Annotated in this window: 2 protein-coding genes and 2 pseudogenes; 2 read left to right on the forward strand and 2 right to left on the reverse strand. The window is 66.4% G+C overall.

The genetic code is table 11. From position 1 onward, the window contains the following. Nucleotides 1–265 precede the first annotated feature (265 nt). Both XI05_RS38045 and XI05_RS38055 read right to left on the reverse strand, forming a co-directional pair. Nucleotides 266–2,958: pseudogene (locus tag XI05_RS38045) on the reverse strand (ATP-binding protein). Beyond that, nucleotides 2,955–3,998: an ABC transporter substrate-binding protein gene (locus XI05_RS38055; protein ID WP_271511372.1), complete on the reverse strand. Its 1,044-nt coding sequence runs from the start codon at nucleotides 3,996–3,998 to the stop codon at nucleotides 2,955–2,957. The pseudogene XI05_RS38045 and the gene XI05_RS38055 overlap by 4 nt, the downstream one beginning before the upstream one ends. 288 nt (nucleotides 3,999–4,286) lie before the next feature. Here XI05_RS38055 and XI05_RS38060 point away from each other — a divergent pair, with 288 nt between their 5' ends. Together XI05_RS38060 and XI05_RS38070 are read left to right on the forward strand one after the other, a co-directional pair. Continuing rightward, entirely contained in the window at nucleotides 4,287–5,024 is a 738-nt protein-coding gene (locus XI05_RS38060) for a hypothetical protein (protein WP_271511377.1), read from the forward strand. Between the two features lie 69 nt (nucleotides 5,025–5,093). Beyond that, nucleotides 5,094–21,787 (forward strand): annotated as a pseudogene (locus XI05_RS38070) (leukotoxin LktA family filamentous adhesin). The last annotated feature ends 2 nt before the right edge of the window (nucleotides 21,788–21,789 follow it).

Consider the following 21,789-nt stretch of genomic DNA (forward strand, 5'->3'; position numbering starts at 1 on the left):
TCGAACCAGCATGCTGCCGCTCGATCAGGAGAAAGGCCGGCGGGCGCTACGCCACCGGACTTGTCCTGCAACTGCCGGCTCGCGGGGCCGGTTCCGTTGCGTTTCATTCTGCGTTGGTAGATAGCAAGAGCACCTGGTCGTCGCCATTGTGCGGGGGTATGACGTGACCATACTGACGTAGGTCAGACGCTATGGCGAATTTGGCTGCTGTCGAGGGATAGCGGGCTCTTCCAAGCCGTCCGCTCTGCAGATTTATGGACTCGCGCTAGCCGAGCGAGCGCTGCTCGGCGGGGCGGAGCAGATCGTCAAGCGCGCCCATCGACGCTTCCCGCAGCGCGGCGAGTTCGCGAGCGGCACTCGGGCATTCCTGCAGCGGCATCGCGGGCGCGGCTTCCTCGACCTCGCGGCAGCGCTCGAACAGGCGGACGAGGCCGAGCGCGCTTGCCGCGCTGCCGAGCTGATGCGCGGATCGCGCGAGCTGCTTGTGATCGCCGGCCGCCGCGGCCGTGGCGATGTCGTCGATCAGTCGCTCGCCCGTCTGCTGGAGAAGCTGCTGGAGCTTGTCGATTTGCGTCGCGCCCAGCAGCTCCCGCTGGTCGTCGAGGAAAGCCCGATCAATCAGTTCGTGGGCCGCGAGTTGCGCGGCTGCCGGCTCGACTGCCTGATCATCCTCGATCGCCTCGCGTAGCGCGTTGATCAGGATCGGCTTGCTCACGACCTTGGCGATGCCAGCGCCCGCGAGCCGATCGCGGGCACTGCGCGACACGTCGGCGGTCACGGCGACGAGGCGCGGCATCTTGGCAAGACCGAGCTCGCCGATCCGCGAGGCGGCCTCGACGCCGTCCATGTCGGGCATGTGCAGGTCCATCAGGATGACGTCGAAGGCCTGGTCGCGGGCGAGCTCGATGGCGGAGGCGCCGTTCCTCGCGATCGTGGCGTGGTGGCCGAGCCGGTGCAGGATGGCTGCGCCGACCTCGCAATTGACGGGGTCATCGTCGACCAGGAGCACGCGGAGCTGCCGCGACGGCGGCGCAAGCGCGCCTTGCGCCACGCTGTTTCCGGCAAGACCGAGCGGCACTTCGAGGGTGAACGTGCTGCCCGCGCCGGGCGCGCTCTCGACCTTGAGCTCGCCGCGCATCAGGCGGGTGAGGCGGCGCGCGATTGCAAGGCCAAGGCCGGTGCCGCCGAACCGCCGCGCGATGCTGTCGTCGGCCTGGACGAAATCCTCGAAGATCCGCTCGTGCAACTCGGGCGCGATGCCGATGCCGGTGTCGCGAACATTGATGCGCAGCAGGAGGTGATCGTCGCGCCGCTCGGCCGCCGCGCTCACGCCGATGCCGCCGCTCGGGGTGAACTTGATCGCGTTGCCGATCAGGTTGAGCAGGATGCGATTGAGCCTGACGGGATCGCCATGCGCGGTGGTGTCGACCGTTGCATCGCAGGCGAGGTCGAAGCGCAGGCCCTTGCCCAGGGCTTGCGGACGCATCAGGTCGACAGCGGCTTCGATGAGCTGGTCGAGACGGAAGTCGCGCGTCTCCAGAATTTCCGTGCTCGCTTCGAGGCGCGCATATTCCAGCACCGCATCGACCAGCGCGATCAGCGTTTCGCCCGACGCCGCCGCGGTGGCGAGGTGGCGGCGCTGGGCCTCGCTGAGGCTGCCGTCGTCCAACAATTGCAGCACCCCCATGACGCCGTTGAGCGGCGTGCGCAACTCGTGGCTGACGACGGCCAGGAAGCGCGACTTGGTCTCGTTGGCCGCCACCGCCGCGCTGCGCGCGCGCTCGGCGGCGTCGTGCTCGGCGAGCGCCTGGTCGCGCGCCTTTTCCAGCTCGGAGGTGCGCTCGATCACCTTGCGCTCGAGCGTGGCGTAGGATTCGCGCAAATGCGCCGCCATGCGGTTGAACTGCTCGCCGAGCGCCTCCAGCTCGTCGCCGGTCTTGATCGCGAGCCGCGAGTTGAGGTCGCCGCTGCCGATCCGCTTGGCTCCTTGGGTCAGCAACTGGATCGGCACGGTCATGCGCCGGCTGAGAACCAGCGAGACCAACACCGCACCGGCCAGCAGGATGACGAGGAGGAAGGTCGAGCGGCCGATCGAGGCGTAGATCGGCGCGTAGGCTTCGGTGAGCGGCAGCTCGACGAACACCAGCCAGCCGAGCGAAGGCACCGTCGCATAGGTCGACAGCACCCGTTGGCCGGACAGATCCTCCTTGACGAGGCCGCCCGAAGGCGGCCCGACGCCGTCGAGCGCGGCGCGGACGTCGGCATGGCCGGAGAGATCGCTGCGCTGGAGCGCCCGCCACAAATCGGGATGCGCGATCAAGACGCCCTTGCGGTCGACCACATAGGCCTTGCCGGTGTTGCCGACCCTGATTCCGGCGACCGGTCCCAGATGAAGCGCAGATTGACCTCGGCGACGATCACATCGGGAGCGCGGCCGGTGCCGCGCGTGGCGAGCGTCATGAACGGTTCGGTGTCGCCGAAGAAGTAGACCGGTCCGTAATAGGCCCGGCTGTCATTGGCGCCGCGGAAGGCGGGCGTCGTGGAGAGATCGATCTTGCTGCCGATCCTGTCGGCGACACGGCGCGACACACGCACCTGCTCGCGGCCCTGCGCGTCGAGCTGGGCGATCTCGGCGATCGCGGGCGAGAGGCGCAGGAGGCGGATGGCGTTCAGCCGCTCGTCCTCGTTGGTCGACAGCTCCGGCGGCAGGCGCGCAAGCCACCTGATCTGGTTCTCGATCTGGCCGATGAACTGTCCGATCTGGATCGCTGCGGAGGCGGCCTGCTCGCGCTGGGTCGCCGCCAGCAGCTGCTTCTGCTCGCGATAGGAGAACCAGACGTCGAAGCCGGTGTTGATGGCGAGCGCGGCAAAGGCGAGGGCGACGATCGAGTAGAGATATTTCCTGAACAACCGGCCGGGAGGCGTCCGCGAAGGTCCCTGGTCGACCGGCTCGTTCACTCGCGGATCTCGTCGGCGCGCGCGAGCAGCGTGAATGGGATCGTCAAGCCGAGCGTGCGGGCGACCGTGCGGTTGATCAAGAGCTCGTATTTGCGCGGCGATTGCACCGGAAGATCCCCGGCCTTGGTGCCGCGCAGGATGAGATCGACATAATCGGCCGAGCGCACCTCGAGCGTCGGTCCGTAGCTCATCAGCCCGCCGGCATCCATGAAGTAATGGAACGGATAGATCATGGGCACGCGGTATTTGGCGGCTGTCGTGACGACCGTCTGCCGGTTGACCACGAGAAAGCTGTCGACCAGCGCAAGCATCGCCGCCTTGGGCGATTCGGAGAAGCGCCCGATGGCGTCATCGATCTCCGTCGGCGCGTTGACGGGGGCGGGCACCGCGGACACGCCGGACACTGCGGCCTCCTGCTCGATCGAGTCGAGAAAGAAGCGCCCGCCGCGCGGCGTGGTCGCCGGGTTGAACAGGACGCCGACGCGCGCGACGTCGGGCACGGCCTCGCGGATCAGCTGGAGCCATTTGCCGCCCATCTCGGCGGTGCTGTTGGTGAAGCCGGTGACGTTGCCGCCGGGATGCGCCAGGCTTTCGACGAAGCCGTTGCCGACCGGATCGTTGGCGGTCGCAAACACGACCGGGATGGTCTTGGTGGCGGCAAGCACGGCGGCGGTCTCGACCGTCGACCCGGTCAGGATCACGTCCGGCCTGAGGTCGAGCAATTCCTGGACGGCCGCCCTCAGCCTGTCCGGTGCGCCGAAGGTCGAACGAAGCTCGAGGCGGAAGTTGACGCCTTCGACCCAGCCGCGCTGGCGCAAGCCGGCGACGAGGTTGCCCAGGCGAGAGCTCGCGCTGTCGATCATGCCGCGTCTGGTCAGCTCGTCGTCGAGCGGCAATGCGGTGAGCGAGGCGACGATCCGCATGCGATCGGGCGTTGCGCCGAGCGCGATCCAGCCCGCGACCGATGCACCTGCAAGGCGAAGGACATCGCGGCGGGCAACCGCCGGCACAGTGTGGGCAGGAGCGCGCCGCTCGATCATGAAATGCTTCGCAAGATTTTCCCCAGGCGGTTGCATAACGCGAAAGGCTGGTGACCACAATTGATCAAAAAATGCGCTTGTGAATGTTCATTCGCAGCGTTTGGCAGCCCGATACCGTATGCCTTTGCTGCCAAGGAGTCGCTGTTTCGAATCTCGTCTTCTCCGTGACACTTGTAACGCCTTGTGGCGCTGCAACAATTTCCGTCCGGCTGCGACGACGGTTCGGGGAAGCCGGTTTCGCTGCCGCTGATTTTTGAAGCGTTGTTTCAGGTTTTTCGAAGGTTTTCGATGCGCAGAATCTATCTCATTCCGGCCCTCGTCGGCCTGCTCACCTCCGTTGCAGTCGGGCCGGTCGCGGCCCAGGGCGCCGTGCCGAAGCAGAAGGCGGCGCCGGCGCCCAAGGCCAGTGCTGCCGGGACGCCGGTTGCTGCCGGTGCGACATCTGCGGTTGCAGCCGAGACGCCAGTCGCCGACGACAAGATCAAGGCGATCGATGGCTTCCGCTCGGCCAAGTTCGGCATGAACGAGGCCGACGTGCGCGCGGCGATGACCAAGGATTTCAACGCCAAGCCCGACGCCATCAGGTCACAGGATAACGCGTCCGAGCTGACGCACAGCATTCTGCTGTCCGTTCCGGAGCTGCTGCCGAACGGCGGCACCGCCGAGCTCTCCTACGTGCTCGGCTACAAGTCGAAGTCGCTGATCCAGGTCGGCGCGGTCTGGTCGAAGGGGACCGACACCGCGATGACGCCGGAGAAGCTGTTCTCCAACGCCAACATCCTGCGCGCCCATTTCATGGGCGAGGGCTTCAAGCCCGACTCCATCGCGGTCAACATGCCCGTCGCCGGCGGCATCGTCATGTTCCGCGGCAGCGACGCCAAGGATCGCTCGGTGATCCTGCTGCTCCAGGGCACGTTCGAGACCAAGGAGAACAACCGCGTGCTGACGCCGACCAGCCTGCTGCTGTTCTACGTCGCCGACGCCAAGAGCCCCGACATCTTCAAGCTTCCGCCCGGCCAGTTCTGATGGCGGACCATCGCGACATTCTCCCACCCGGTCGTGGATCGGCGCCAATGCCGATGAAGAGGATCTGAAATGCGCGGGCTATCTGCGAGGCGAGACACTGACGAACGGGGCCTGCGCGGACTTGCGCAGTTCCGCTCGATGTCGCTGCTCTGCGCGATGCAGATGGTCTTCCTGCCGGTGTACAGCGTCCGCGTTCAGGCGCAGACCGCGAACGTCATCGTTCCCGACGGACGGACTGGAACCAGCCTTCAGACCTCCGGCAGCGTCACCAATGTCACGACGTCGACGGTCTCGGGCAACAATGCCTTCAACTCGTTCTCGCAGTTCAGCGTCGGGCAGGGCAACACCGTCAATCTGCAACTGCCGACCGGCACGCAAAACCTCGTCAACATCGTTCGCGACGCGCCAGTCTACATCAACGGCACGCTGAATTCCTACATGAACGGCGCGATCGGCGGTAACGTCTACTTCGCCGATCCCAAGGGGTTCGTGGTCGGCCGCAGCGGCGTGGTCAATGTCGGCAGCCTCAACGTCTCGACGCCGACGCGCGAGTTCACCGACAGCCTGATCGGTCCTGGAGGCGCGATCAACGGCACGGCGGTCGGTAATCTGATGGCTGGCTCGTTCCCGGTCTCGCCGGACGGCAACATCCGCATCTACGGCCGGATCAACGCTCAGGACGGCGTGCGCCTGACCGGGCAGAACGTCTATGTTGGCGGCGCCAGCCAGCGCGACATCGCCAATCTCGACCATGCCGCCAAGTTCGCGGCCTCGGTCAACTCCAAGGGCCTGCGCAGCGCCAGCGCCATCACGGTGAGCAACGGCTCGATCCATATCGGTGCCGTCAACAACGGCAGGGTCAACGGCCGGCTGACCGCGCGCAGCAAGACCACGACGCCGAGCAACATCACGGTGCAGGCCGGCAACAACATCGATATCGGCAGGAACGCCAGGCTGAATATCGCGAGCAAGTCCGGCGATGCCGGCGAGATCCGCCTGAAGGCAGCGCAGAACCTGACCGTGGCGGGCGGGGCCAGGTTCAACGCCAGCGCGAAGACGGGCAATGCGGGCCTGGTCGATTTCAGCGCGAACGGCATCATCGATGTCGGCCGCGGCGTTTCCGTCAACCTTACCGCGCCGAACGGCAAGGCCGGCACGCTGCTGTTCGACCCGATCGACCTGGTGGTCGGCGACGCCAGCCAGGGCGACACCGGCGTGACCCTGTCGAACAGCTCGATCGCGAATGCGCTGGCCGGGCTCAGTGCCGGCGCCGACTACCTCATCCAGGCGGACAACTCGATCACGCTTGCCGCGCATGCGGTGATCGACGCCCGCCGTCTCGATGGCTCCGGCCATTCGACCGGCAACGCCAACAACGTCATCATCGACGCGCCGAACATAGAGATCATGAATGGCGCGCAGATCCTGGCCCAGTCGGTCAATTTCGGCGGGACCACCTATACCGACGGCAATGTGACGCTGAGAGCAACGGCGAGCGATATCAAGCTGTCCGGCCAGGCCACCGCGGCGACGGCGATCATTGTCGACGGCAAGATCACCGGGGGCACCGTCTCGATCACCGCGACCTCGACCGCCGTATCGAGTTTCCTCGACGGTTCGCCAGTCGGGGCCCTGGCGCTCGTCGGCTCGACGCTTGCCGGCTCGCTGCTGGGCCTCAATGGCGGCTATGTCGCCGCAAGCGCCACCGCGACCATCAACATCAACAGCCATGCCGACATCAACGGCCGTGGCGATGTCACCATTTCAGCGCATGCATCGGAAACCGCCTCGGACCCGGCGATCGCGTCCACCTTGCTCGGCAGCCTCACGCCGGTTGCGGCCGGCGTGGTCGTCGGCAAGATCGACGGCACTGCCACGACCAACGTCGCCTCGGGTGCGACGATCAATGCCGGCGGCAACCTCGAGATCAAGGCGCTGAACGACGCCACCATCGCCGTCTCTGCCCTCGCGGCATCGACGAGCGCGCAGATAGTCCCGACGGTGGCCTATTCCAAGGGATCGGTGACGACGGTCGCGAACGTCGAGAGCGGCGCGCATATCGCAGCCGGCACGGTGAACACGAGCGGCGGCACGCTGAAGGTGCGCGCGATCAACAATAATTCCTTCTCGACCAGCGCAACGTCGGTTGCGGCACCCGGACTAGGGGCGAGCGGCGCCGTCGGCGGTGCGTTCGCCATCAGCGACATCACGACGTCGGTGACCGCGACGCTCGGCGCATCGCTCGGAACCGATACCGCCAACCGGATGAACGGTTCCGTTCTGGTCGAGGCGACGTCCGACACGACCAGCAATTCCACGATGGCGTCGTCCATCGCCGGCCTGCCGGCGCTGATCGCGGCGATCGAGAGAGGATTGCGCGCCGTCACCGCGCCGACGTCGATCATCCAGGACCACATGTCCTCGCTGGTGCCGCTGAACTTCAATTTCAAGGCCGCAGGTGCGCTCTCGCTGGCCAACAGCACCCAGAGCGCGACCGCTGCGATCGCGCAGAATCCGAGCGGCGGCGCGCCGAGCATCTATGCCAGCGGCAACGTCGCCGTCGCAAGCAACGTCATCGATCGCGGCGTTCGCAGCAATGCGACGGCCAGCGCGATCACCAAGGACGTGGTGTCCGGCGAGAGCACGGCCATCAGTGCGGCGGTCGCCTGGGGCAATTTCACCCACAATTCGAACGCCTATGTCGGCAGCGGTACGCTGATCAACGCGGCGAACATCGCCGTCGATGCCACCACCGAACAGCCCATCACCAACACCTGGCTGAAATGGGATGGGTTAGGTGCGACTCTGAGCCACCTCAACGGCAGTCTAGGCGTCGGCGGCAACATTCTGACCAGCTACGCCAATGCGACGGCGGACGCCGGCGACACGATCGGCATCGCCGGTTCGCTGAACCATTTCGTCGTGAACAACAACACGACGGCGTGGGTCGCAGGTAGCGCCAGTTTGACGGCGACCTGCACGAGCGCGACCTGCGGCAGCAGCTGGGCGGCTGGGATGGACAATGGTGACGTCCACACCTACAACGCCAGCATCCAGGTGGCGGCAACCACGACCACGGCGTCGATCGACGCTGCCGGCAATGTCGGCACGCTCGGCTTCCTGACCGGCAACACCTCGGGCGGCTCCTCTGTCGGCGGTGCGCTCAATCTCGTCCAGTTCAACACCAACACCATTGCCGGCGTTTCGGACCGCGCGACGCTCCGGGCGGCGGACGATATCGCCGTCAACGCGATCACCTCTGACCAGTTCGTCGCCGTTGCGCCGTCGTCCGGCAAGGCCGCGGGCGCGCTGGCGCTGAACGGCATTACCTCGCTCGGCTTCCTGAACAACACGACGCATGCGTCGATCTCGAGCCAGGCCACCGTCTATGCTCCGACCGTGGGCATCCTGGCGCAGCAGGATCTGTCGGTGGTGACACTGTCCGGGGCGATGAGCCGGAATGGAGGCGGCGGCTCCGCAGTCGGATTGTCGGTGGCTTATCTCGGAGCCAATGCCGACACCTCCGCCTATATCGGCGACAACCATTCCGACATCCGCCCAGGCGTGTTCAGCTTCAACGATCCGTTCGCCGGCACGAGCGGCGGGAGCGGCGCGGTCAATGTCGACAATCTCACGATCAGCGCCACCACCTCGGGGCGCATCACCGCGGCTGCCGTCGCGGCATCGATCTCCGAGCCGGCGGCATCCAGCTTCTCCGACAAGGCGGGCGCCGCCGGGGCCGGCGCGACCGGAGGGGCCGCCGGCGTTACGACGGCCGCGAGCAAGATCGGCTCGACGTCGGGATCGAGCACCGAGGGCTTCAGCATCGATCTCGCCGGAAGCTCCTCGGTGAGCGACGTCTCGCTCGGCACCAGCGCCTATATCAGGAACACGACGGTCAACAAGTACACCACGGCCACGGCTGTCACGACCAATACGATCGTCCAGGCGCTCAACGACACCATTCTCAGCAACGGTTCGGGCTCCGCGGCACTCAACCTGGCCGGGGCGTCTGCCCAGGGCGCTGCGATCGGCGGCGCCATCGCGGCGGCGATGTCCAACAATGCGACGCTCGCCTATATCTACGGCACCACCGTGAACAACCAGAGTTCGGTGACGGTGCAGGCGCTCAACGGCGGCTCGGAGACCGTCGTCGCCATCGGCGTTGCGGGATCGAAGTCCAACGCGGCCTCGCTGTCGGCCTCCGTTGGCATCATCACCGACAGTGCCAACGCCTATATCGAGAGCTCGACGATCACGGGGCAATCCTCCGGCGTCAACCGCGCGCTCGAGGTCGATGCTTACCAGACCACGAACATCGCGATCGGCGGCGGCTCGCTCTATATCTCGGGTGGCCAGGCTGGCGTCGGCATCGGGCTGACCTATGCTTCGATCGGCGATCCCACCGGCGGAAACGCGACCGACGCGCATATCCGCAGCAGCTCGATCTCCAACTATGACACCCTGCTGGTGATGGCCGACAGCGCCAGCGTGATTGCGGCCGGTGCGGCCTCGGGCGGGGCGGGGTCCAACGGGCTTGCCGGCGCGATCGTGGTCAGCGAGATCACGCCGACCACGACCGCCTACATCAACAGCGGCGCGACGGTGAACATCAATGTCGGCCGCGTGACCGTGCTGGCCGACAGCGGCGCCGTCTCGGCGCTGGATACGGCGCTCGGCAACCTCGTCAGGAAGTCGAACAACAATCTTCTCGCCTCGGATACCTGCACGGTCGCCGGCGGCACGGGCGGGCAGAACTGCATCGACTTCGGCGCGGCCGCGCTCAACGGCGGCACAGGCAACGGTCCGGGGGCCAGCATCGTCTCCGTTGCCGGACTGATCCAGGCCGGCAAGAACATGTCGGCGCCTCGATCGTCTACAATACGATCGCGACCACGCATTCGGCCTATATCGCCAACGTCCTGATGTCGGCGGGCAGCAACGGCAATGTCAGTGTGAGCGCGGTCGATTCCTCGAAGATCCAGGCGGTCACGATCGGCTTTGGTCTTGCGACCGGTCAGTTCGCGGGCGTCGGCGGCACCACGATCAGCAGCATCTCCAACACCGTTTCGGCGGCCATCGGCAACAGCCAGTCGAGCACGACGCAATCGAGCGTCACCGCCAAGAACGTGTCCGTCACCGCGACGGATAACTCCAGCATCACCGGAACCGCCGCCGTCGCGGGCGCCTCGACGCAAGGCAGTGCCGCGGGCCTGGCGCTCGTCAACAGCAGCATCGCCAACACTGTCAACGCCGGCGTCACCGGCTCCAAGCTGACCGCCTCGGGCAAGGTCGCGGTCGGCGCGAACTCGAACGCCAGCATCTCGACGGTTGCCGTCGGCGTCGCGATGTCCTCGCAGGTGGGGTTGGCAGGCTCGGTCGCCACCAATCTGATGGGCACCAACGTCACCGCCAGCATCACCGCTGCCGGCACCAACGGCGCCGACGTCACCGCCACCAACAATGTCGGCGTGATCGCCGGCAACAACGACAAGGCGGCCGTGTTCGCCGGCGCCTTGTCGATCAGCAAGGGTGCGGCTGGCATTGCCGGCTCGCTGGTGACCAACCAGATCACCGGGACCACGGCGGCCTATATCAGCGGGGTCAACACCAAGGTCGATGCGCTCGGAACCAGCTCGACCGACACGCTGGCGGTCAACAACGGCACGCTGGTCCATGCTTTCGATCTCGGCGCCGCCCATGCCCCGACCGACACGACACCTGATCTCTCGGAGAACCAGGACACCGTGCGCGGCCTTGCCGTCGTCGCGAGCTCGCACCAAGCCGTGGTGACCAACGTCGCCTCGCTTGCCGCGAGCAGCGGCATCGCCATCATGATCAACCCGATCACCAACGTGATGAGCGGGGCGACGAGAGCGTATATCGACAGCGCCGTCATCGACACGCGCCTGACCTCGTCGACACTGGCGCCGCAGATCGTGGTCGCCGCGTCGAGCTTCTCCTATTCCGGCGCGTTCGGCGCCGGCATCGTGCCGCCCACCGGCAATGGCGGCGGCGGCGCCACCGTCATCAGCACGACGATGTCGCGCAGCACCTTCGCCACCATCACCAATGCCGCGGTCGGAGGGGTGCAGTCGTCGAGCCCGACCGTCGGTGCGGTCACCGTGAAAGCCAATGCCGAGCAAGATGCGTCCTCGATCGCCGTCGGTTTCAACACCGGCTCGGTCGGGTTGAACGTGTTCCAGGCAACGACGGAGGCCTATGTCGACGGCGGCGCCCTGACGGCGGCATCGCTGACGGTGAACGCCAACAACAACACCGGCATCTTCTCCGCGAACGGCTCGGGCGCCTATGGCAGCCAGGCCGCGATCGGCGCGGCCTTCCTGGTGCAGGTCTCCTCGAACCGGACCGAGGCCTATGTCGGCGACGAGTTCGCCTATCATGGCGGCACGACACCGCACACGACCGCGCTCACCCTGAGCGGCGCGCTCGACGTCCAGGCCAAGACCAAGAACCGCTTCGAGGCCTATGCGATCGGCGGCGCGCTCTCGACGGGAACGGCCGCGATCGCCGGCATGGCGAATATCGAGATCGCCAACAACACCACCATCGCCGGCGTCTACGACACCACGCTGCAATCGGTGACCGGCGGTGCGGCCGGTGCGGTCACCATCAACGCCAACGAGGACGTGGCGATCAAGGAGATCGCCGGCGCGCTCGCGGTCGGCGCCAGCGGGGCAGGGGTCGGCGTCGGAGCCGCGGCCAACGTCATCGTCTTCAAGAGCCAGACCATCGCGGAAAGCCGCAACAGCAATCTGAATTCGTCCGGCGCGATCAACGTCAATGCGCTCAGCACCAAGGAAGTGCTGTCTTACGCGGTGACGGCCGGCATCGGCGGCAGCGTCGGCATCGGTGCGACCGTCGGTGTCATCATCATCGGCAACAATACCGCCGATCCCGACACGCAGGGGCAGCAGACCGGTCAGCTCAACCAGAATGGCAACGGCACGATCGCCGCGGTGAACGCGAGGACCAGCACCGCGCAAGGCAGCGATGCGGTCGCGAGCGGAACGGCCGGAAATCCCAGCAGTGCCAATGTGACGTCGACCTACAACGTCAGCAGCGTGCTCACCGGCGGCAATGACGGCGTCACCGCGCAGATCGCCGGCGGCAATGTCACGGGCACGCAGGTCAATGTCGGTGCCACCAGCGCCAATGCAGCCAAGATGTACCTGCTCGGCGCCGGCTTTGCGAAAAACGTCGGCATCGGTGCCGGCATCGGCTACACCAGCGTCAACAGCAGCGTGCTCGCCAATCTGAGCGCGATCTTGTCCGCGCCGTCCGTGAGGGTTGCGGCGGTCGTTAGGGATGCCAACACCGGACCTTATGCCGGCAAGACCATCGACACCGAGGCGATCGCTGGCGGCGCGGCGCTCTACTTCGGCGCCCAGGCGGCGGTGGCGTTCGGCAACGTCAGCAACACCGTGACGGCCCAGCTCGGCGGCCAGGTCACCGGCACGGGCGGCACCGGCGTCGCCGTCATGGCGCAGGACTCCACGACCCAGGTCGTCTTCACGGGCGGCGTCACTGCCGGAGCCGCGGCGGTCGGCGCCTCGGTCGCGACGGCTGGACGGTCGAGCTCGGTCGCGGCGAAGGTCCTGGACAACGCCACGGTCAATGCCTCGACGCTGGCGGTGGGCGCGACTGGAGCCGGCACGTTGTCGACGACCGCAACGGCGCTCGGCGGCGGCATCCTCGCCGGTGTCGGCGCGGACGCTGAGGCGCACGAAAATTCGAGCGTGACCGCCGAGATCGGCACTGGTTCCTCGATCACCACGTCCGCGACCGGTGTCGGCACCCTGGTGACGGCATCGATCACGCCCAATCTGTCGAGCGAGGCAATCGGCGTCTCGGTGGGCGGCGGTGCGGTCGGCGTCGCCATCGCCCAGTCGACGGTCGGAGCCACCGTAACGGCCGATGTCGGCGACAACACCGTCTTCTCGGGCGGCGCGCTGGGCGTGACCGCGATGGCGCTCGTCCCAATCATCGGTACGCAGACCAACACCGACGGAACCACGACGACGATCTACGGCACGACGACCTACGCCAAGGCGCTCGCCGGTGGCGGCGGCTCGCTGATCGGCGCGCAGGGCAGCTTGGCGAGGGCGTCGGAGAACGCGACGGTCAGCGCCTATGGCGGAGTCGGGATCCGGCTTCCCAATGCCGACGTGGTCATCGCCGCCGAGAACGACAGCGCCCAATATGCGGAAGCGACCGGCCTTTCGACCGGGTTCCTGGCGCTGGGTGCGACCGTCGCGCAGACGTCCTCGAACGCGCACACCTACGCCTATCTCGGCGCGCCCGCGGACATGGATACCCTGAACCATGCCGACTACACCGGCATCCTTCAGATCACCGCCACGGGCAAGGATACCAACGTCTCCAACGCGACGGTCGGTGCGGGCGGTACCTACGCCGGCGCCGCGGCGGTCGCCACGACCAGCTCGACCGCGGTGACCAATGCGCGGTTCGACGGCGGTACGACCGACGACACGCTCTATTTCGGCGGCCTCAGCGTCAAGGCCACGCACACCACCAACTATGCGGCCAACGGCGACGCCTACCAGGCGTCCACGGCCGGCGTCTCCGCCGGCAAGGCGCAGAATGACGTCACCTCGACCACCACCGCCGAGATCGGAACGCATCTGATCATCAACACGGATGGCGGCGATATCGTCGTCATCTCCAACGACATCGTGAACCAGGCCGGCGGCGGCGCGCGTTCGGGCTCCGGCGGCTCGTTCTCGGGGGCGGCTGCGCTGAGCGATTCCCATGTCACCCAGACCGTCACCACCAATGTCGGCGCCGGGACGATCCTCAGTCTCAACGGTGACCCGCGCACGTCGACGGGCGTGATCGACATCGAGGCCTACAACACGCTGAACACCAGGGACACCGCGAGCCTCGCCACGGCCAGCTTCTTCGCCGGCGGCGGCGCCGTGTCCAACATGACGGCGAACGCCACGCTCGCCGTCAACATCCATGCCCGGGAGCTGTTCAGCGTCGGCAAGATCTTCATCGGCACGGCTGCGAAGATGGCCGCGTCCAACAACGCCAACGCCAGTCTCTACGGCGCGATCGCCGGCGTCGGTGCCAGCACCAACACCTGGGTCCACGCCGACCAGGACGTCACCGTCGACAGCGGTACGACGATCCAGGCCTGGCGCGACATCAACATCTTCGCCGGCATGTCGGGCGATACCATTACCTTCAGCAGCATCCAGGCGACGGCGACGACGGTCGTCTACAACAACACCGCCATTCCGATCTCGACCCTCTACCGCGGCACGGCCAATGCGGGCGGCGACAGCAGCCTGACGCTGGCCGACGGCTCGCGCGTGCTCGGCGTGCGCGACATCTATCTGGGCGCGACGCAGGGGCAGGTCACCGCGTCCGGCAACGGCAGCAACTACAATCCGTACCTCGACATCTTCAGCGCCAAGAACAGCGACAACCACAGCCACACCAGCGGAACCGGCGACGTCGCGCTCAACGGCCTGGTGGTGGCGGGCATCAACAGCGACGTGCTCATCACGATCGATCTCGGTGCAAGCGCGCCGACCCTGAGCACGACGAGCCCGTACTCGTCGCTGTCATCCACACTCGAATACGTCGCCGACGTCGATCGCTTCAGCCCGGTGAAGAGCTGGAACCACCAGACGGTGCAGTACACCATCGTCGGCGGCTTCAATCCCTACCAGAACATCATCAACCAGCTCGGCACGCTGACCGGCCTGACCGATACGCAAATCCGGGCCGCGCTCGCGGCGTCGACGTCCACACATCCCGCCACGATGACGCCGTCCGGGGCCGATCCGACCGGCGACATCCAGCGTCAGATCAACGCGTTGATCCAGCAGGCGCCATATACTTCCGATGCTGGCGGCAACGCCTTCGCCTTCGGCGACATGCTGGCGTCAGCAGGCAATGTCTCGATCCTGGCGCAGAAGCTGACCGGAAACAGCCTCGCCGGTCATTCGGCGCCAGCGGTCATCGCGCGAGGCTCGCCCATGATCAAGGTCGAGAACCGCGGCCTCGATTTCATGGACTTTGCGAACCTCACGGTTACCACTGTGACCGGCGGGAACATCACCTACCGCCAGATCGACCATGTCGATCCGGATTCGCATTCCAACGTGACCTTCACCGCCACGCCGAGCGCGACGCCGATCATCGACATCTCGGCGACCTACAACCGGGTCGATCCCAGCACCGGGCTTGGCGTCGACGACAACGGCAACCAGCTGACCCGCAAGCCCGACATCTATTTCGACGGCATCGTCAGCAACGAGAACGGTCTGCTCAAGATCACCAGCCAGCTCGGCAGCGTCGTGGTGTCGCAGTCGCTCAATGCCGCGACCATCCAGATGGTGGCGCCCAACGGCTCGTTCATCTTCCTCGGCGGCATCGGCAGCTTCTACAATTCCAACCACGACGTCACCGCGCAATGGGCCGGCGTCCAGTACAAGCCGGCGAGCAACGACACGCTGACGGCCGTGATGGCAGCGGCGACCTTCCTCGGGGCCTATGGCGATTACGCCTACAGCCCGCATATCGGCGCAGGCGGCAATCACCCGTATTTCTATTACTGCTGCGTCGACGGCAACACGGGCGTTCAGCAAACGGCCGCCAACAGCACGGTCTTCACCGCGCGCATGCTGATGACCTATTACGACGGCCTGTCGCTCTATTCGGCGATTTTCCTGCCGACGGGTAACGGCACGCCCAACGGTGGCGGCGGCAGCGTGGGCAGCACTGCCACGCTCGCGGCGATGGAAGGGCCGACGGTCCAACCGATCGTCACCGCGCCGTGGGAACGGAACACCTATGCCGGCCAGGGCGTCTTCAGCAGCACAACCCGCGACGTGACTATTACTAACCCCGACGGTTCGACCTCGACCCGCACCAACACGTATTACTCGCCGTTCAATTGTGATGGTTGCGGAACCTATTTCCAGGTCGTCAATATCCAGAATGATGTGATCACGCCGAGGACCGCGAACACCAACGCGATCACGAACTGGGCCTCGACCACGCCCTCGGGATACCAGAACCCGGCGAACGCGCCCTTCATCCTCGGCCAGGCGATCATCATCTCGGCGGGTGTCATCAACGTCAACGGCCTGATCCAGAGCGGCACGAGCAGCAATTACTCGGTCGACATCGGCAGCGGCGCGTTGTCCGCCATCAACGACCTCAAGGGCAACAGCGCGGCCTTCGCCCAGGCGCAGGCCAACGCGCGGAACGGCAGCTATTACGACATCACGGCTGCCGCCGCGCCGCTGGTGAGCAGCGATATCAAAATCGGAGTGCGATACAACGCGCTGACCGACCAGATCCTCGTGAACGGCGTGGTGCAGGGTTCGGGCGGCTACGTCTATCTGAACGGCAAGATCATCTCGACCTCGACCGACGGCACGCCTCAGGGCACGATCGCAGTCAAGGGCGGTGCCGGCTCGATCACGGTCAACAACACGACCGGGCTCCAGCTCGTCACCAACACCATCAACACGGGCGTCAGCGCGCCCAGCGTGATCCAGATCGTCGATCAGCTCCAGCAGCAGACGACCTGGTACGTCTACAATCCCTCTGCCGCAGGCAGCCAGCAGGTGTCGACCTACAGGACGGCCGGCGTCAACGCGAGCGCGTACACCGCCTCGATGCTGGCCGGCATGAGCGGCACAGCGGGCATTCAGTACACCGTGAAGCCCAACATGTACTACCAGTGGGTCGACACGGCGACGCTCGATCGTCCGGTGACCAGCACGCAATTCGACTACGGCTGGCACTACACGCCGAATGCTGCGACCGGCGAGAACTGGACCCGCACCATCAGCCTGGTCGAGAACGTGATGCAAGCCACGGGCGGGGGCGGCAACACCGGCCAATTGCAGACCGCGAACTTCCAGGAAGTGGTCACGGCGACCGGGAGCTATCATAACGCCGGCTACAACACCGGGGCTGGCAAGTGCTGTGGCGCGGACGCCCATTTCGACTGGTTTCAGCAGATCTACGATCACCTGACGTTGACGCTGACCAACACGGTCAAGGCGTCGAATCCGATCAACATCCAGTTCAGCGGCGGCGGTGCGAGCACGGTCAATGTCAGCTCGAACTCCGGAATCGTCGTCAACGGGCCGATCAACAACTTATCGGGGTCGACGACGGTGATCGCCACCGGCGCCAATTCGGCCATCACGTCCGGGGCGAATGCGAACAACCCGATGATCTCGGGCAAGAACGTGACGCTGTCAGCCGATGGCGGCATCGGTTCGCTCGGCGCAAACGGTGTTCCCGTCCAGGTGCAGGTCTACGGCGGCAACCTGACCGCCACCTCGATCGATCGCGACATCGCGATCGCGGCGGTCGGCTCGCTCTCGATCAACCAGGTTGCCGTCAATTCGGGCGTCTCCGGCCGCGCGCCGCAGGGCAGCGTCTTCATCTCGGCGACCGGCGACATCAACTCGGCGGCCGCTTACAACGTCGCCACCCCGGTCGTGATCGGCAAGAATGTCGAGATCAACTCCAGCGCCGGCGCGATCGGCGCGACGAGCGCGGTCGTCAACGGCGCGTCCACGCTGACCAACATCAAGCCCCTGGTGATCCAGGCGACGGGCACCACGCAGACCGACGGCACCATCGATGGCGGTGTTCTCGACAGCGCCTCGGCCACCGGCACCTACATCGTCCAGTCCAAGGGCGATCTGCGCCTCGGCACGGTGCAGTCGACCGGCGGCCCGGTGTTCCTCGAAGCCGCCGGCTCCGACGGCAACCAGGCCAGCATCCTCAACGGCCGGGCGGCGGTCGGTCTCACCCCGGCGCAGAGCCAGCATCTGCAGGACGTCTGGGCCAGCCTCGACCTGCTCAGCGGCAACGCCGCCACCAACGCCGTCAACAGCTACCAGTCCATGGTGACCTCGGCCTATAACGACTACTTCCAGCTCAAGAACATCGCATTCCCCAACGGCAGCACCTACGCTCCGACCTCGGTGGGGCAGACGGTGCTGCGGGCGCAGGTCGCGGCCAAGCTCGGCATCGATCCCGCCAGCGTCACGGCGACGCAGATGAAGACCGAGGCCACGACGCGGTTCCTGCGGGATCAGTTCCTGCTCGGCCAGATCACCACCGACCAGCTCAAGAGTTCGCTGACGACCTTGCTCGGCAGCGCGCCCACGGATCCGCTGGGGACGCTGTTCGGCAGCTCGCTGTCGTCGACCCTGTTCACCAAGCTGTTCGAGGGCGTCTCGACGGCAAATCAGCGCATGCCGAGCAATACGGCGCTGCAGACGGCGCTGAACGCCTACAATGCGAGCTACACCTATACGCTCGCGTCGACCGAACGGGTCTACGGCATCATCACCGCCGGCTCGCAGTGGACCCAGAGCCAGCTCGCTTACACCGTGTCGTCGTCGGCCGTCGGTGCCGCGCCGCCGCCGATCGACGACAACGTCATCGCCAATGTCAGCGCCAACCAGATCATGCTCTACGCGCCGCGCGGCTCGGTCGGCAATTCGGCCGCGCCCCAGACCTTCACCTTCACCAGCGTCGATTCCTCGTCGCTGACGCCGGAGCAGAGGGGCTTGCTCGCGACGGCCGGTCCCGGCCAGCTCACCGTCGGCGCGGTCACGAATCCGACGACCCACGTAACGACCTATACGGTCAGCCTATCGCAGCAGAACCTCGTCGTGGTCGACAATCCGATCGCGATCTCGGCCAAGGCGCTGACCAACATCTATCTCGGCAGCAAGAACAGCCTCGCGCTCGGCGGCGTCACCGCGAGCTACGGTCCGATCACGGCCGCGCAGGCCAACGGCATCGAGGTGACCGGCCGCGGCGATGTCAAGCTCGACGCCGTGACCAGCATTTCCGCCAACGCGGGCGGGACCGTGATCTCGGGCGATATCGCCAACCTGACCCTGATCGCCGAGCGCGGCAATGTCGGCGCGCCCGGGGCCGCCGGAAGCAATCCCGCGGCCAACGCCAACGCGCTCCAGATCGCGTTTGCCGACCCTGGCAACGACCAGCTCGACCAGGTCTCGTCGGCACAGGGCATCTATGTGAGGCAGACCACCGGCGATCTCATCCTCGGCAACATCGCTGCCGGCAATGCGATCCAGCTCGCCGCGACCGGCAGCATCTACGCCGAGGCGGGCTTCACGGACCGCTCTGCGATCCACATCCTTGGCACCGACCTCGATCTGCGCGCCGGCGGCAGCATTGGCTTCAACGGGTCGACCTTCCAGCCGCTACAGGTGAACATCTCCGGCGCGGTGACCGGCTCGTCGGTCGGCGATCTCAGCATTCTCGCGGTGACCGGCGATCTCGCGGTCGGCACGAGCGGCCCCTATGGGGCGCTGACGGTGGGCGGTGCGCTGACGCTGAACGTGGCGCGCGGTGCGCTCATGCTCAACACCAGCATCACGAGCGGCGGCCTGATGCAGCTGCTCGCCAACCGCGGCATGACTTTCGCGGCCGGCACCAGCGCGGCGCCGGTGGTTGCGACCAGCAGCTCCGATGGTGTCACGCTCGTCGCGGCGACGCTGTCGATGGGCGCCTATTCGGCCATCAATGCGGCCGGACCGATCTCGGTGACCACCACGGGCGATGCGACGATCGGCCAGCTGAACTCGTCGCTGTCCTACGCGGCGGCCTCGAACGGGCCCTCGATCATCGTCACCGCGGGCGGCGTCGCCTCGCTCGGCGCGATCGTCGACAATGGCGACGGCCGGACCAAGTTCGTCGCCTCCGGCGCGGGCGCCGAGGTGTCGCTGAGCGCATCGAACGGCATCGGCAACGCGACCAGCCGGTTCATTCTCAGTGCCGCGCGGCTGTCGGCGAGCACGAGCGCCGGCGACATCTACGTCAAGGTTCTCACCGACACCGAGGCGAGCCTGTTGTCGGCAGTGAAGGGCAGCGTGGACATCATCGGCACCGGCGGCCTGACGCTCGACCAGGTGGCGGCGGGCACCGCGACCGGCGCGAGCGGCAGGTTCAGCGCGGTCGCGAACAACGGCAGCATCGTCATCGGCACCGCCTATAGCAGCGGCTCGCAGACGATCCACGCGACCCAGAATGTGACGTTCAAATCGCTCGCGGCAACCGGCAACAGCGGCGACGTCGGCAACATCAACGTCACCGCCGACAACGGCTTCATCCTGGCACAGACGGTGACCTCGGGCGGCGCGACCACGCTGGGCTCGCTCTCCGCCCACGGTTCGGCGACGCTGCTGGCCGCCACGACCATCACCGGCAACACGCTCGCGGCCTCGACCGGCTCGGGGCTGCTGACCGCCAACGGCGGCCCGATCGATTGGAACGCGCTCAGTGTCGGCACGACGCTGGCTGCGACCGCGAGCCAGGGCAGCATCATCTTCCAGACCGCGCAGAGCGGCGGCACGCAGACCATTCATGCCCGCGACAATGTCACCTTCAACGCACTGACGGCGACCGGCATGGCCGGCGACGTCGGCAACATCAACGTCACCGCCGACAACGGCTTCATCCTGGCGCAGACGGTGATCTCGGGCGGCGTGCCGACACAGGGCTCGGTCTCGGCCCACGGCTCGGCGAGGCTGATCGCGGCGGGCACCAACACCGGCCATAACCTCACGGCCTCGACCGGCAATGCAGTCCTCAGCGGCACGGTCGTTCACTGGGACAATCTCAATGTCGGCGGCATGCTCGACGTCACCGCGACGGCCGGAGCGATCACCGTCGGCACTGCTGTCGGCGGCGGCACGCAGACCCTGCACGCCGTGAACGACATCGTCTTCAGCCAGCTCACCACGACCGGCATCCCGGGCGATTTCGGCGACATCGACCTGCGCTCCGATGCGGGTGCGATCCGCGGCGGATCGATCTCCGCCAACGGCGACACGCATTTCGTCTCGGCGGGCCCGGTCTCGCTCGACAGGATCAGCGGCAAGACCATCAAGATGACCTCGCCGGGTGACCTGACCATCGGCTGGGTCAGCGTCGTGAAGGAGCTCGACCTCGCGGCGGATACGATCAACGTCAAGGGCGAGCAGATCCGCTCGACGCCGGCAATCCCGCTGGTCATGAACATCACCGGATATAACGGCGGCGTCGCGAAGTCCGCCGACGTCTCGATCGACCCAGACCACATCATCATCAACCAGTTCAGGGTGGTGGATGCGACCTTCTGGACCGATGCGCCGGCTGTCTCGATCCTGAACGGCTATGTGCCGGGCCAGCTCATGCTCACCACGGCCACCCAGCAGATACTCCTGAACAACCGCACGCCGGCGCCGTCCAATTGGCCGACGCTCCAGCTCTACCAGCCGGGCGGCGTGTTCACGATGAGCCAGGCCGGCAATGCCAATGTCAGCAATGCCTATGTGGTGTTCTATACCGGCGACGTCTCGGCGACGGTGACCAATTACGGGCCGAGTCACGCCTGCTGCAACGTCTTCACCGGCGCCAGCATGGTGCGCAACATCTCGGTCGACGGCGAGGGCAACCAGAGCATCGAGACCTGGCTCGCCAAGAAGGACGGGGGCACATTCTACCTGCTCGGCCTCTCCGGCCAGGCGCGGCTCGACGCGCTGCTGACGCCCCGGCCGGTCGAGGCGGTCGGGTCCGGCCCCGCCGTCAACATCGAAGGGCTCAGCGACATGCGCAAGCTGCGCCAGAAGGGACAGCGCGCGGGACGTCTGGGCTGGAAGGATGCGGCGGTCGAAACAGTGAAGCCGGCCATCGGTCGCCTGGCAGAGGCATGGTGACG

The organism is Bradyrhizobium sp. CCBAU 11357 (assembly GCF_028128865.1).
Classification (GTDB): domain Bacteria; phylum Pseudomonadota; class Alphaproteobacteria; order Rhizobiales; family Xanthobacteraceae; genus Bradyrhizobium.

Coding starts and splice junctions, on each gene's coding strand:
- XI05_RS38055 (WP_271511372.1), bottom strand. CDS start 3,998: ATGATCGAGCGGCGCGCTCCTGCCCACACTGTGCCGGCGGTTGCCCGC.
- XI05_RS38060 (WP_271511377.1), top strand. CDS start 4,287: ATGCGCAGAATCTATCTCATTCCGGCCCTCGTCGGCCTGCTCACCTCC.